Raw genomic sequence first — 14,113 nt, forward strand, 5'->3', positions numbered from 1 at the left:
GCTCGACAAGTAGGTGCCAATAGGTGTTGATTGATCACGATCGAATGAAAGGATGCTCGGGTGGAGTCGACGTACTGGCAGGACGTGATGGCCGCGGATTACGCGGTACCGCGCGACCGTGCGCTGACCGACCTCACCGAGGAGCTCGTCCGCGGCCTCGCCAGCACGAATCCACAGGTCCGTGACGCTCTCGCGTACCCGACGCTCGCCACCTGGCTGGAGCGCGGGGTGTACGACGATCTCCTGCCAGGCTTCGGGGACGGGCTCTGTGCGGGGCTGTCGTACGGGCTGGGCGAGGACGGCACCGACACGGTCTTCCGCCGCTCGTTCACCGCGCTGACGCTGGCGGAGGTGATCCACCGCGACAACGCCGAGTTCCTGGTGCACGACGAGGTGGTGATGCGGTGGGGCGACCGGCTGGCCACCTGGCTGCTGCGGGAGCGCGACCTGCGCGGGTTCGTGCCGGACTGCGGCTGGGCGCATGCCGTTGCCCACGGCGCCGATGCGATCGGCGCGCTGGCGCGGTCCCGGCACTGTGACGCGGGCGTACTGCGGGCGCTGCTCGACGTACTCGCGGACCGGATCGTGAAGGACACGCCGTACCGGTGGGTGCACGAGGAGCACGACCGCGTCGCGCACGCGGTGATGACGATCCTGCACCGGAACATGCTGACCAGCGACGAGCTCGAGCGCTGGCTGAAGCCGATCGCGGCGACCGCGGCGCAACAGCCGTTGATGCACGAGACGTTGCCGGAGTGGCCTAGTCCCCCGGTGTTCAATGCCCGCGGCGTTCTGCATGTGTTGCTGAGCCAGCTCGCGATCGGGGTGAAGGGCTTCCCGATCCCCGGCGACGACGAGCTGTTCGGCCGGCCGATCGAGGCCCGCGCCGACCTGCTGCTGATGCTGACCGAGGCGGTCCAGGCGTCACAGCCCTACATCTACAGGCCCGCGGCCAACCCCCAGTCTTAACCCGTAGGCAGGAAGACCGTAGCGACGACGGCCCGGTGATCCGTCCCGGCGATCCCGTACGTCGAAAACGTGCCCGGCTCGAATCGCCGGTTGAACACCACGTGATCGATCTGCGTCCGTACCACCGCGGGCTGATCCGCCGGCCAGGTCCCCGCCAACCCACCACCCACCGACGGCCCCACGCTCCGGCAGTCGCCGCCCAGCGCATGCCTGAACTCAGCATGGTCGAGCGTCGCGTTGAAATCGCCGGCCACGATCGTCGGCGGGTCCTGCGCACACCAGCCCCGCACCATCTGCAGATCCTGCTTCCAGGTCGTCACCCCGTCCGGCAACGGCGGATAGCCGTGATACGCGATGACCCGGATGTCGCCCAGAGCGCCGCCCGTCACCACCAGGTGCCCGAACGTCGTGCCTTCACCGTGCTCGATCGACACCGCCCCGAGTGACGCCGAGACCAGCACACTTGTCGCACTCTCCACCGCCTTGCTCGACTGCGCCGTGAACCCGTTGTAGTCAAGGCCTTGCAGCAGCGCCCGGATCTCCTCCCGGACGTCGACCTGTGCTTCGGGCAACGAAACGACGTCCGGCTTCCGCTCCCGGATCACCTCGGCCACCTCGCCGGCGTCCGCCCCACCCCCGAGCACGTTCGCCACCATGATCGTCAGCACCCGAGACCCGGCCGGCGTCGCCCGGGCATCGGAGAACTGCCGCGGCGCGATCAACGCGCCCCCGGTCAACGCCAGCACGGCGACGAGTACGGCGGCCAGGCGCCAGCCTCGTCGTACCAGCATCAGGAGCGCCAGCAGCAGCACGACGACCAGCTCCTGCGGGCGGAACGCGACCAGCTGGGCGAACGGTGTCACCTCGTCCAGCCCGAACAGCTCCGGATACAGGGGCACGGCAACGACCACGAGAAACAACACGGACAGCACGACCCGCCGCACCATCCATGCCTTTTCGTTATCCATGCCCCACCCTTGGTGACACTTAGGTCTAGTCGGTCGTGCGGTCGAACGGTAGCGTGCTCGGTTGCGCCTGTGTCCCGAGGAGGTTTGCAGTGTCCCGATTGTCCGCGGTCAAACCCGCGTACTGGATCTCCGGTGTGTTACTCGCCCTGGCGATCGTCCTGCCGCTGCTGGTGCCGACGTACGCGAAGGCGGATCCCCATCTGTGGGGCTTCCCCTTCTTCTACTGGTACCAGCTGTTGTGGGTCTTCATCTCCGCGATCCTGGTCAGCATCAGCTACCGGCTGGTGCGCGGCGAGGAACGCAAACGGCGGGCTGCCCAGGGCCTTGGTGACCCTGACGCACCTGCCGCGGAGACCGCTGTGAAGGAGGACGGCCAGTGAACACCTCGGTCGATTGGGTGCAGCTGATCATCGTCATCGTGATCTTCGGTGCCGTCACCGTGATGGGCTTCTTCGCGGCGCGCTGGCGCAGCGGTGGGCACCTGAACAGCCTCGACGAGTGGGGGCTCGGCGGTCGTGGGTTCGGCACGTTCATCACCTGGTTCCTTCTGGGTGGCGACCTCTACACGGCGTACACCTTCATCGCGGTGCCCGCGTCGATGTTCGCCACCGGCGCGGTGACCGGCTTCTTCGCGGTGCCGTACACGATTGTGGTCTACCCGATCATCTTCATCTTCATGTCCCGGCTGTGGTCGGTCTCGCACCGCCACGGCTACGTGACCCAGGCGGACTTCGTCGGCGGCCGGTACGGCAGCAAGTCGTTGTCGCTGGCGATCGCGGTCACCGGCATCCTCGCGACGATGCCCTACATCGCGCTGCAGCTGGTCGGTATGCAGGCCGTCTTCGAGACGATGGGTCTCGGTGGCAGCAACGCCCTGGCCAAGGATCTGCCGCTGCTGATCGCCTTCGCCGTGCTCGCGGCGTACACCTACTCCTCCGGCCTGCGAGCGCCGGCGATGATCGCGTTCGTCAAGGACATCTTGATCTACCTGGTGATCCTGGTCGCGATCTTCTACCTGCCGCACGTGCTCGGCGGCTGGCACTCGATCTTCGGTGCGGCCCAGGAGAAGCTCGCCAAGCCTAACCCGGTCACAGGTAAGCCGACGGGTGCGTTCATCCCGGGCGAGGGCAACTATGCGGCGTACTGGACGCTCGCCCTCGGCTCCGCGATGGCACTATTCATGTACCCGCACTCGATCACCGCCGTCCTGTCCACGAAGAACCGCAACATCGTCCGGCGGAACGCCGCGATCCTGCCGGCCTACTCGCTGCTCCTGGGCCTGCTCGCGCTGCTCGGCTTCATGGCGATCAAGGCGAAGGTCAACGTGAACGGGCTGGACGGGCTGGCCAATCCCCAGTTGGCGATCCCGCGCCTGTTCGACCAGGAGTTCCCGTCCTGGTTCGCGGGTATCGCGTTCGCGGCGATCGCGGTCGGGGCGCTGGTCCCGGCGGCGATCATGTCGATCGCGGCCGCGAACCTGTTCACCCGCAACATCTACCGCGACTTCATCAAGCCGTCGGCGACCCCGGCCCAGGAGGCGAAGGTCTCCAAGCTCGCGTCGCTGCTGGTGAAGGTGGGCGCGCTGGTGTTCGTGCTCACCATGGACAAGACGGTCGCGCTGAACCTCCAGCTCCTCGGTGGAATCTGGATTCTGCAGACCATCCCGGCGATCGTGGTGGGGCTCTACACCCGCTGGTTCCACCGCTGGGCGTTGCTGACCGGTTGGGCGGTCGGCATGCTGTTCGGCACGATCACGGCGTACCGGGTGGTCAGTCCGACGACGCACAAGCACTTCGGTGGCAACCTGGCGAACATCCCGGGCACGCATACGCCGGTCTACATCGCGCTGACCGCGATCGTCATCAACCTGGTCATCGTGATCGTGCTGACGGCGATCCTGCGGGCGCTCAAGGTGTCCGAGGGCAAGGACACCACCCACCCGAGCGACTACACCGCCGACAAGGGCGACCCGGGTGTGGAGGAACTGCCGGAGCTTCTGGACGAGGACGGCGCGGCGACCGCCAAGTCCTAGTTTCGGTGTGGCGGCGGCCCGGTCTCCCCGGGCCGCCGTTACTTTTTGCGGTCGGCTCGACACGCTGCGGGGTCAGCTTGCCCGGATTCGGGCCGTCGGCGCGGCAGAATCGCGAGGGTGTTGCTGGTCCTCCTCGTCATGGTGCTCGCCGTCGCGGTGGCACTCGCGACCGGTGGACGGTTCGGGCAGCTGGCCGGCAACTCACTGGCCGGTGTGCACTGGCTGGCCGCGGCCGCGATCGGCCAGCTCCTCGGCGCCTTCTTCGGCGGTACGGCGTACCCGGTCGGGCTGATCGGTTCCGCGGTCTGCATCGCCGTCTTCCTCCGGCTCAACCTGCGCCACTCGGGCGTCGGTTTGCTTGCGCTCGGGTTCTTCAGCAACGCGATCGTCGTCGCTCTGAACGGCGCTATGCCGGTTTCCCTGAATGCCTTGGCCCGGGCGGGCATCGACGGGTCGGTCGTGAGCGATCCACGCCACGAGCTGTCCGATGCCGCAACCAGATTGCCGTGGCTGGGCGACGTCGTACCGGTGGCCCTGCCGGGACTCGGTCAGGCCGTCAGCCCGGGCGACGTCCTGATCGCGGCCGGCGCCGGTCTGCTCCTGTACGCCGGAATGGGCGCCTCCGGCCGAGTCCCAGCGGTCATCGCGCCGGTATGGGACGACCTAGAACCCTGCGCCGGCACGCCCGCCCTGCTGCGCTTGTCATCCGAAGGTGAAGCCGCGGCCCGTCACGCGTCGGAGTGACTCGACCACGACCGGGTCGTACTCAGCGCCGATCCCCAGCCCGATCGACTCCATCGCCTTCCCCGCCGACTGCCCGGTCCCCTCACCCACCAGCTGCTCATAGGCCAGCGCAACATTCACGATCCCGCTCTCCAACGGAATATCAGAGTTGTTGGCCCGCCCCTGCCGATAAGGATCATTGGAATGCCGAACAATCTCGGCGACATGATCCAGCACGCCGGATCGCTCGATCACCGAAGCCCCGATCTCCGCCGCCCGCTGGCGCTCTTCGCGCGTCCGCAACAACGAAGCCCCACCAGGACTGGGATCGGCCAAGGCCAACTGGCCGACGCCCGACAACAAAGCGGCGTACTCCAACGCCTCCATCCGCGCCGGCGTCAGCCCCAAGTCGTTGCCGATAGCCACCGCCAGTTGCGCGGTCCGCGCGTTCTGCCCCGGACTACTGAACCCAGCAATCTCCGTACTCCGAGCCATCGACCGCACCGTAGTCCGATAAGTCCGCTGAGCCGAAGCAAACCGCCGAAACGCAAACTGAGTCAACAACAACGGCACGACGACCACGGGCGGTGCCCACAGGCCGATCAAAGAGGTCCCGGTGGCCAGCAGGATGCCAGTGATCCCCATGGCCATGCCGATCCGGGTCATCACCGCGAGCTCGTCACGCAGGGCCGCCGGAAAAGGTTGGTTGTATTGCTCGGTCGCCTGGCCCGCACCGATCACCGCATCGCTCAAACCGGCGGTCAGGAGCGCGGCCATCATCGCACCGGCGATCCAGATTGCGTCAGACCAACGGCCTGTCCAGACCAGATCGCGCGGGGTCAGCACCTCGAACACGGCGGCGGCGCTGGCGACCGAGATCCCTCGTCTGCACGAAACGACGACGTCCCAGCGCAGGCCCGCGATCGCTCGCGGCAGGATGCCGGCAGCGGTCGCGACGGCCGTCACGGCTATCACCTGCGCGAGATCCGGCGGAATGCCGAGCGACGGCCCGCGCAGCATCGCGTAGCCAAGCGCCGCGCTGGTCGCGATCGGCGCCCGGTTCCGACTGCGATCGACGCGGAACTGCACGGTTTCGCCAATAGCGATCAAGGTCCCGAAGGTGAGCGCATACGGCCATTCGGTCACGCCGCGGCGAGCTGTCGTCACAATGGCAACGGAGGCCAGCACGACGCCGACCGCCAGGATGACAACGCCGCTTCCCATCCGGCGAAGCTCTAACCCCTCGCTGGTGATACCGGCCATCACTCGACCCCGGCCGCGTTGCCGGAAGCACCGCCTCCGTTGCCCAGACTCAGGTCGTCGTGGTCGATGGTGGCTTCGACCTCGGCGTTCGGCGCCGGCTGCTCGGCGGACGTCGGCTGCCAACCGTCGCGGGCGATCAACTCGACCCAGGCATCCACGAGCATCGGATCGAAGTGCGTGTAACGATCCTGCCGGAGGATCTGGGTGGTCTCCTCGACGCTGCGAGCGGGACGATACGACCGGGTCGTGGTCAGGCAGTCGAAGGCATCGACGATCGAGATGATCCGGGCGAAGTAGGGGATGTTCGCACCGCTCAGTCCAGCCGGATAGCCGCTGCCGTCGTATTTCTCGTGATGGTGCAGCACGGCGGACTTCACCTCCTCCAAGAACGGGATGTTCCCGATCAGCTCTACACCCCGGGCGGGGTGCAGCCGGATCGCATCCATCTCCGAGTCGTCGAGCCGGCCCGGCTTGCGGATGATGCTGGTCGGCACCCCCACCTTGCCGACATCGTGCAGCAGGCCCGCGTGCTCGAGCGCCTGCTGCCGGTCGGCTGGGAGGCGCAGATGTCGCCCGAGCATTCCGACGCCTTCGCTGACCCGCTCGGAGTGACCGCGCGTGTAGAGATCCTTCGTTTCGATCACCTGGATGAACGCCCGCAGGGTCGCCGCCTGCGCTCGGCGTTCGACCTCGTACTGCGACAGTGCCCACCTACTCACGTAGAGCGGCACAAAGATCAGCAGGATCGACAGGAAGTTCAGGCCGGACAGCCACGCCACCGCCAGCAACATCCCGAGGAGCCCGTAGCCCAGCAACGACGGCGAGGTCGGCAAGGCGACTTTGCGCAGGAAGGTCGTCGGCGACGGCTCTCCACCTTCCAGCGAGAGCACCACGCACAGCAAGAGCGCGTTGACCACCAACCAGGTCGCATTGGCCGCGGTCGTGGTCCAGATCGCATCCCACGGATGCGAAAGCACCTCAGACCCTCGCGGTCCACCGGTGAAGTGGAAGACGAGGCCGCCTGCTGCGGCACAGATCACCGATTGCGCGCCGTTGAAGACCTTCTTCACCAGCGGATGCCGGCGATCCTGAGACAGCGCACTGACCGCGCCCACCAGAATCGCGGAACCCACACCGGACAGCAGATACAGGGCGATGACAACCACGTAGTCCAGGGAGGTCCGGTAGACCTGCCCGACTCGGGGGCGAATCACGGTACCGGTCAGCATCAACAGACCGAGGCAAACGGTGGGCGCGTCAAACGACGCATGTATCGCGGCGAACCACAGAACGACAACAGCCAGGGCAGTCATGACGACCACCACCAACCGCAGCACCATCCGCCGGTTCACGCGCGCAACGCTACCTGGACAAACCCCGCTCGACTACCAGTCCCAACCGTCAGTTGACATGCAGCACCTCCATTCAGCGGTTGCGGCCTAACGCCCCGGGTGGGGGTTCCGGGGCGTGGGGGGCAGACAGCACATCGCTGACTGTTCAGTATTTTGCTCGTAAGGGCACGGCCGAAACACTGTAAGCCAGACTGTGACCCGCCGCACGACAGCGAAGATGCGGTCGTGGTATGAGAGACTGTGACTCTTTGCAGTTGTTTCAAGGAGGCTTAGGAATGGGCAAGACCGGCCGCAAGCGCCGCGCACGCAAGAAGAAGGGCGCAAACCACGGTAAGCGCCCGAACGCTTGAGTCAGGCGGCTACAGACAGCGAGGACCCCGGCCAAAAGCCGGGGTCTTTGCAATTTGGTTACGGGTCTTCACCAGACCACCTTTAACACAGGTCCCGTATTCGGAGAGTCTCCGAACGCATACTGAATGCTAGTTTCAAACGAGTGTTGGCCAATCCGGGCCGTCCGGGCCGGTCGTGTGGATAACTTCCACCGCGAACGCGAAGATCCTCCTAGAGTTGGCGACACAGTCACGATGCCGAGGCGAGGAGGTGAGTGGGCCGACCATGGACAGTCTCAGCGAACTACTGCGCGGGTTCCGGAACCGAGCCGGACTCACCCAAGCGGCCCTGGCCGAAAAAGCCGGTCTGAGCGAGCAGGCCATCAGCGTCCTCGAGCGCGGCACCCGAAGCCGGCCACGGATCGACACCATCCGCTCCCTGACCTCGGCCCTGGGCCTGACCCCCGCCGAAGCAGACCTGTTCCTGTCCGTTGCCCGCGGCAAGAGCACCAAGCCCCGGCCGAGGACTGCGCCACCCGCCCCCGAGCGCGAGACCGACGATGGCCTCCCGATGCCATGGCAGCTTCCGCCGACGGTCGCCGACTTCACCGGCCGGGTCGCCCAGATCGACGCGATCCTGGACGTCCTGCGGGTTCCGGCCGCGGACAGCGGCGACGCCGTACGCCTCGTCACCGTCACCGGAATGGGCGGAATCGGTAAAACCGCACTGGCCGTCCAAGCCGCACACAAATTGTCCGACAGTTACCCCGACGGCCACCTTTACCTCAACCTGCGCGGCTACGGCCCGGGGCGGGCGATGAGCACTATCGATGCCTTACGCCAATTGCTGCGGTCGCTCGGTTTCGACGCTCAGTTGATCCCCGAGAGCGTTGAGGAAGCAACCGCGCTGCTGCGGTCACATCTGGCCGGGCGCCGGGTGCTGATGGTGCTCGACAATGCCACCGACGTACAGGAAGTACTGCCACTGTTGCCCGGGAGTCCTGGGTCGGCGGCGGTCGTCACCAGCCGCGGTTCGCTGGCCACGCTGCCGGGCGCGCGCCAGATCCGGCTCGACGTGTTGTCGGAGTCGGAGTCGGTCGAACTCCTCACCACAGTCATCGGCGCGGACCGGGTGGCAGCGGAGCCGGGCGCAGCCGGGACCCTTGCCTCGTTCACGGGCCGATTGCCGCTGGCCGTCCGCCTCATCGGCGGGCGCCTCGCGGCGCGTCCCCGCTGGCCGATTCAGCATCTCGTCGACCTGCTCCGCGACGAGGAACGCCGCCTCGACAGTCTCGACGCCGACGAGACCGGTGTGCGCGCGAGTATCGCAAGCTCAGTGCGCTTCCTGGAGTCCAGCGACCGTGAGCTGGATCGCGAGGCCGCGCGAGCGCTGCCGCTGCTCAGCGTGCCGGACGGGACGGACCTCGTCACGATCATCGCCGCGCGCCTGCTCGACGTCCCCGATCGCCGCGCGGACGCGATCCTCGAGCGCCTGGTCGATCTCAATCTGCTCGAGTCCGTCGCCCCTGAGCGCTATCGGTTCCACGACTTGATTCGCGCGTATGCCCGGGAGGTCGCGGCGCGGACGCTGACAGTAGTCGAGCGCGACGCCGGCCTGGAGCGCATCATCGGCTTCTACATCGGGCTTGCCTGGGCCATCCAGGCCACGGCACACCCGTCCAGTCCGCGGCTCGGCCTCGCATCGATGCCCTTCGCGCTCCCGCCGTCGATCCCGGACCTGGAGTCGGCGCTGAGCTGGCTCGACGTCGAGCAGCGCAGTCTGATGGACCGCTACTACCAGGCGGCAGCGTCGACGTTGGGGGGATCCGCTCTGTTTCCTGAGCTCTCGCTGGCACTGTTCGGCTACTTCGAGGTGCGGTCGCGGTGGGTCGAGATGCGAGAACTGGCGTTCGGTGCGGTCGAGACCGCCGACAAACTCGACCTGCCCTCGATGGCCGCCTGGCTCGAACACGACCGGGCCATCCCCGAAGTCGAGAACGGCAGCCTCGAGGTTGCCCTGGGCCACCTTCTCGAGGCCTATCGCCGGTTCCGGGCCATCGGCGACCGGCGGGGTCAGGCCCGCGCGGCATCATCGGCCACCCACGTCCTCGGTCGGCTCGACCGGCTCTCGGAGGCGCTGGAGTTCGGCTCCGAAGCGCTCCGGCTGAGCCAGGAGCTCGGAGACCTGACCGTCGAAGGCGTCTCGCACGTCGCTCTCGGCGGCCTCTACGACCGCAACGGGGACTACACCCGCGCCGACGAATCCTTCCGGCGCGGTATCGCCCTGGCCGAGGAGTCGGGCGATCTACGCTCGACCAGCAAGCGCTACCTGAACACAGGCTTCTCGCATCTTCTCGTCGGCCGGACCGAGGACGCCATCGCACCACTGCTCAAAGCCATCGACACCGGAGCGCGTTTCCGCAGCAATAACCTGCAGGCGCAAGGGCTCGAATTGCTCGGTGCGGTCTACGCCAGTCGAGGTGAATACGCCCTCGCCCACGAATGCGTCGAGAAAAGTATTGCCCTCATCCGTGGGCTCGGAAACAGACTCCGCGAAGCCCTGCTCGTCGTCGAACAGGGCAAGATCAGTGCCGCAGCGGGCGATTCCGTCGCCGCCATTTCCTCGCTGCGGTCGGCGATTGCCGCCATGCGTGGCCTTTCACCGTATTCCGAGGGCGTGGCGAAGGAACTGCTCGACGCCGTCGAGCGGGGCGACCGGTACCACTACACCTTTCGCGACTCGCAGGTCCGCTGAGCGGTCCGCGATATTCAGTCGGTGGTGGTGATGGTGGTTTCTACCTGGATTTGGGTGAGGCGGAGGAGGATTCTCTGGCGGAGGGCGTCGGGGGCGTGGTCGGAGCCGCAGGAGCGGGCTACCAGTTTCTTGACGCAGCGTTCCAGGTCGTACTCGTCCAGGCAGGGCGCACACTCTTCGAGGTGCTGCCGGATCTCGTCGCTACTCGCGTCTTCGAGTTCGTTGTCGATGAACACGTAGACCCGTTGCAGGATCTCGCCGCAGTCGACGTCGTGGGGCTCGCCGCAGCTCACGACTCCTCCTTCTCAGCGCTCGCGACGGCTGCCGCCGCGGTCGCGTCCGTACTCTCGTCCGGCGTGGGGATCAGGCCGCGATCCCGGGCGTAGTCGCCGAGCAGCTCACGCAGCTGGCGCCGCCCCCGGTGCAACCGCGACATCACGGTGCCTACCGGCGTACCCATGATGTCGGCGATCTCCTTGTAGGCAAAGCCCTCGACGTCGGCCAGATAGACGGCCAGGCGGAAATCCTCCGGGATCGACTGGAGGGCTTCCTTGACGTCGGAGTCGGGCAGGTGCTCGAGGGCGACCGCCTCGGCCGACTTCAGGCCGCCGGGAGTGTGGGACTCGGCGGCGGTGAGCTGCCAGTCCTCGATCTCCTCGGTCGGCGACTGCGTCGGCTGGCGCTGCCGCTTGCGGTATCCGTTGATGAACGTGTTGGTCAGGATCCGGTACAGCCACGCCTTGAGGTTGGTGCCCGGCGTGAACTGGTGGAACGAGCTGTACGCCTTCGCGAAGGTGTCCTGCACCAGGTCCTCGGCGTCCGACGGATTACGGGTCATCCGCATCGCCGCGGCGTACATCTGGTCCAGGAACGGCAGCGCCTCGCGCTCGAAGCGCGCAGTCCGCTGCTCGGGTGTCTCGGTGGTGGTAGGAGTCGGCATCGTGATCGAGAATACCGGGGTCTTCCCAGGCATTCGGTCCGGAGCCACCCTCGTTGCCATCATGTTCGTCACAACACGCCTGATCGCGGGGGCATTCCCCCGCCTGCGCCCGCTATCCGGACACTTCGCGCGTGACCCACTCGAACACGGCCTCGACGAGCAGGTCGTACGTCTCCTGCTGGTCCAGCTCGGCCCGTTTCGGCACCTTGAGCGCGTGATCGGCGTCCGGTACGACGGTCATCTCGGTCAGCGGCGGGAACTCGTCCGGAGTCCCGAACGGATCCCGCTCCCCCTGTACGACCAGCGTCGGCAGCCCGGCGCCCTGCAACTCGTCGACCCGGGACTTCTCCGGCTTCCCGGGCGCATGCAACGGAAACGACAACGCCAGTACGCCGGAAGCACCCAAACTGCTCGCGGTCCGGCAGGCCACCCGCGCCCCCGCACTGCGGCCGCCGATCACCAGCGGCGTACGCACGCGCAGCTGGCCGATGATCGCGATCCAGGCCTCGTCGAGCGCCTTCGGCGCCGGCGCGAGCTTCTTGCCGGCCCGGCGCCAGGGCTGCTCGATCAGGAACACGTTCATGTCCTGCTTCGGCAGCCGTGCAGCCAGGGCGGCCAGGTCACCGGACTCGATCCCGGCCCCGGCTCCATGACCGAGGGCCAGCGTCGCCACCGGCCGGCGGGCGCGGTACGCCACGATCCGGGCTTCCCCCTGCGGCGTACGCACCACCCGTTCATCGGTCACCCACCCATCCTGTCACCCCCAACCGCCCTCCCCCCAACCCCCCAACCGCGCGTCCCCACCCCCACCGTGCCGATTTGGCTGGTCCACCCATCAAGTCGGGGGTTTGGGACCCTGAACGCGGCTAACGAACCCCCAACTTGCCGGGTCTGCCAGGCAATTTGCTGGGTGTGCCAGGGAAATTGGGGTGCGCCGAGCAGAGGGAGGGGGAGGGGGAGAGGGAGAGGGAGAGGGAGAGGGAGAGCGTCAGAAGAGGGTGGTCTCTTCGGGCTCGGCCGGCTTGTCGAGCGGGTCGACGCCGTCCGGTGGCAGTGGGTCGACGAGGTGTGGACCGTTGTTCTTCACCGAGCTGACCGCCTTGGAAACGGCGTACGCCTCCAACCGGCCGGGCGCGGCCGGGACCAGCAGCTCCAGCAGCTCGTCCGGGTCGGACGAGAGTGGATCGAGCCAGGCGTCGTACCGCTCGCGCTCGACGAGCAGCGGCATCCGGTCGTGGATCCGGCCGAGGTCGTCGGTGGCTGAGGTGGTCAGGACTGTGCAGGTCCAGAGCCACGCGTCGTCCGAGTCGGCGTCGGCTACTGATTTGTCGCGCCAGATCTCGTACAGGCCGGCCATCGCGAGGACGCTGCCGTCCGGCGGATGGATGAAGTACGGCTGCTTGACCGCCTTGCCGTTGATCTTCTCCTCGGCCGTGTACCACTCGTAGTAGCCGTCGGCGGGCAGGATGCAGCGCCGGGTCTGGAATGCCTTCTTGAACGCCGGCTTCTCCGCCACGGTCTCCATCCGCGCGTTGATCAGCCGCGACCCGATCGAGGTGTCCTTCGCCCACGACGGCACCAGCCCCCACTTGACCGTGGTCAGCTTGCGGACCGTCTCGTCGGGCACCTCGCGGTTCTTCCGCTCGACGACCGCGATCACCTGGTCGGTCGGCGCGACGTTGAAGTTGTCCGGCAGCTCCTGCACGGACTCGCGCACGTTTCCCGCGTCGATCTCGAACTCGACGACGAGATCGGAAGGGTCCCGGCTGGACGCGTATCTCCCACACATGTCCACCAGCGTAATGACCACCACCGACACATCAGGGTCGGACAAGCGGCGACGGGTCGCCTACCCCGTGATAGGCGATCCGCCGCCGGCCTATGCGTCCGGGCGCCCCCCTGTGGCGTCCGGACGCAGGTCCTAAGGTCTGGCCTAAGGTCTGGTGAGTTCGTCGAGCAGTCGCTCGGCCATGGCGTCGGTCGGTGGCAGGCCCTCGATCCAGATCCGGGCGAGCTGGGGTACGTCGGTGTCCAGCCGCCACTGGGTGATCAGGGCTCGTACCGTCGCGACCTGCTCCGGCAGGTTCGGCTCGCGGCCGACGAGCGCCGCCGCGCGGTGTGAGCCGACGCGGCCCAGTACGTCACCGCCCGCGAAGACGATCCGCAGGCACTCCGCCACGTCGACCAGCCGGAGCTCGCGGTCGAACGGCGACGTCCCCGCGGGATTGAGCGGCTCGACAACCACCAGTGCGTGGGTTCGCGATACGGAAGTGCCACGGTATTCAGCCTCTCGATAGAGCTCGCCGAGCCGGGACCGCAGATGCGCCAGGCTGGACAGCCCGGTCAGCGGGTCCTCGCAGGACAGCGCGTGCAGATAGACCAGAGATGCCTCGGCCCAGCTGGAACTGAGTGCGCGTACCGCGACGAAAGCCGGCTCGCCCCCGGCGATCGAGCGGTACAACGCACTCAGCCCATCAAGTGCCTCCACCAGCGAGACTCCGTCGGCCGCCAAGCGGCGGCCGACCTCGTCGGATGCAGGCACAACATCGGCACCTTCCTGCAGCGCTTCCGCGATCGCGAGATAAGCGCTGGAGTCGGTGCCAGCCGTGCCGTACGGCTCCCTCCGTCCGTACGGACCCACCCCCGAGTCCTCAGCCGACGGCGCCTCCAGCCGGTTCCGGGCGGGCGATCCCGCCAGGTTCAGGGACTTGTTGGGACGCAGGTCGAACCGTCGGCGGATGTCCGCGAACAGTGACATGGCCCTCCTCGAGACGTCCCCATC

General features: G+C 67.2%; 14 protein-coding genes. 6 read left to right on the forward strand and 8 right to left on the reverse strand.

All coding sequences use genetic code 11. The features are described from left to right. Nucleotides 1-60 precede the first annotated feature (60 nt). The gene (locus tag ACWF4Z_RS18490) at nucleotides 61-969 is read left to right on the forward strand and encodes a DUF2785 domain-containing protein (protein ID WP_452244283.1); all 909 of its coding nucleotides are present in this window, start codon (nucleotides 61-63) and stop codon (nucleotides 967-969) included. Here ACWF4Z_RS18490 and ACWF4Z_RS18495 read toward each other — a convergent pair. Next, on the reverse strand, nucleotides 966-1,937 hold the full coding sequence (locus ACWF4Z_RS18495) for an endonuclease/exonuclease/phosphatase family protein (RefSeq protein ID WP_452244284.1): 972 nt from the start codon (nucleotides 1,935-1,937) through the stop codon (nucleotides 966-968). The two genes, ACWF4Z_RS18490 and ACWF4Z_RS18495, sit on opposite strands and share 4 nt — an antisense overlap. Before the next feature lie 89 nt (nucleotides 1,938-2,026). Here ACWF4Z_RS18495 and ACWF4Z_RS18500 point away from each other — a divergent pair, with 89 nt between their 5' ends. The 3 genes from ACWF4Z_RS18500 to ACWF4Z_RS18510 all read left to right on the forward strand — a co-directional run bounded on the left by ACWF4Z_RS18500 (nucleotide 2,027) and on the right by ACWF4Z_RS18510 (nucleotide 4,713). After that, a complete protein-coding gene (locus ACWF4Z_RS18500; protein WP_452244285.1) occupies nucleotides 2,027-2,317 on the forward strand; it encodes a DUF3311 domain-containing protein in 291 nt (96 codons plus the stop codon). Continuing rightward, nucleotides 2,314-3,969 carry a monocarboxylate uptake permease MctP gene (gene mctP, locus ACWF4Z_RS18505; RefSeq protein ID WP_452244286.1) on the forward strand — a complete coding sequence of 552 codons (1,656 nt, stop codon included), beginning with the start codon at nucleotides 2,314-2,316 and terminating at the stop codon, nucleotides 3,967-3,969. Before ACWF4Z_RS18500 ends, mctP begins: the two co-directional genes overlap by 4 nt. 117 nt (nucleotides 3,970-4,086) lie before the next feature. After that, the gene (locus ACWF4Z_RS18510; RefSeq protein ID WP_452244287.1) at nucleotides 4,087-4,713 is read left to right on the forward strand and encodes a DUF5317 domain-containing protein; all 627 of its coding nucleotides are present in this window, start codon (nucleotides 4,087-4,089) and stop codon (nucleotides 4,711-4,713) included. On the opposite strand, the gene ACWF4Z_RS18515 is transcribed toward ACWF4Z_RS18510, so the two are convergent. Both ACWF4Z_RS18515 and ACWF4Z_RS18520 read right to left on the reverse strand, forming a co-directional pair. Continuing rightward, on the reverse strand, nucleotides 4,672-5,916 hold the full coding sequence (locus tag ACWF4Z_RS18515; RefSeq protein ID WP_452244288.1) for an HD-GYP domain-containing protein: 1,245 nt from the start codon (nucleotides 5,914-5,916) through the stop codon (nucleotides 4,672-4,674). The two genes, ACWF4Z_RS18510 and ACWF4Z_RS18515, sit on opposite strands and share 42 nt — an antisense overlap. Nucleotides 5,917-5,954: 38 nt before the next feature. Next, on the reverse strand, nucleotides 5,955-7,307 hold the full coding sequence (locus ACWF4Z_RS18520; protein WP_452244289.1) for an HD-GYP domain-containing protein: 1,353 nt from the start codon (nucleotides 7,305-7,307) through the stop codon (nucleotides 5,955-5,957). Between the two features lie 275 nt (nucleotides 7,308-7,582). Here ACWF4Z_RS18520 and ACWF4Z_RS18525 point away from each other — a divergent pair, with 275 nt between their 5' ends. Beyond that, nucleotides 7,583-7,657, forward strand: a complete 75-nt coding sequence (locus tag ACWF4Z_RS18525; RefSeq protein WP_369759046.1) for a 50S ribosomal protein bL37 — start codon at nucleotides 7,583-7,585, stop codon at nucleotides 7,655-7,657. A 265-nt stretch (nucleotides 7,658-7,922) separates the two neighbouring features. After that, nucleotides 7,923-10,391, forward strand: coding sequence for an ATP-binding protein (locus tag ACWF4Z_RS18530; protein ID WP_452244290.1), 2,469 nt, complete (start codon nucleotides 7,923-7,925; stop codon nucleotides 10,389-10,391). Between the two features lie 14 nt (nucleotides 10,392-10,405). Here ACWF4Z_RS18530 and rsrA read toward each other — a convergent pair whose 3' ends face one another. The 5 genes from rsrA to ACWF4Z_RS18555 all read right to left on the reverse strand — a co-directional run bounded on the left by rsrA (nucleotide 10,406) and on the right by ACWF4Z_RS18555 (nucleotide 14,089). After that, a complete protein-coding gene (rsrA, locus tag ACWF4Z_RS18535) occupies nucleotides 10,406-10,684 on the reverse strand; it encodes a mycothiol system anti-sigma-R factor (protein WP_452244291.1) in 279 nt (92 codons plus the stop codon). Further along, nucleotides 10,681-11,391 carry a sigma-70 family RNA polymerase sigma factor gene (locus ACWF4Z_RS18540; protein ID WP_452244409.1) on the reverse strand — a complete coding sequence of 237 codons (711 nt, stop codon included), beginning with the start codon at nucleotides 11,389-11,391 and terminating at the stop codon, nucleotides 10,681-10,683. The genes rsrA and ACWF4Z_RS18540 overlap by 4 nt, the downstream gene beginning before the upstream one ends. Before the next feature lie 52 nt (nucleotides 11,392-11,443). Then, nucleotides 11,444-12,076, reverse strand: coding sequence for an alpha/beta hydrolase family protein (locus ACWF4Z_RS18545; RefSeq protein WP_452244292.1), 633 nt, complete (start codon nucleotides 12,074-12,076; stop codon nucleotides 11,444-11,446). A 243-nt stretch (nucleotides 12,077-12,319) separates the two neighbouring features. After that, nucleotides 12,320-13,120, reverse strand: a complete 801-nt coding sequence (locus ACWF4Z_RS18550; RefSeq protein ID WP_452244293.1) for an SOS response-associated peptidase — start codon at nucleotides 13,118-13,120, stop codon at nucleotides 12,320-12,322. Nucleotides 13,121-13,264: 144 nt separating this feature from the next. Further along, entirely contained in the window at nucleotides 13,265-14,089 is an 825-nt protein-coding gene (locus ACWF4Z_RS18555) for a hypothetical protein (protein WP_452244294.1), read from the reverse strand. Nucleotides 14,090-14,113 lie beyond the last annotated feature (24 nt).

This window comes from Kribbella sp. NPDC055071, from assembly GCF_053608045.1.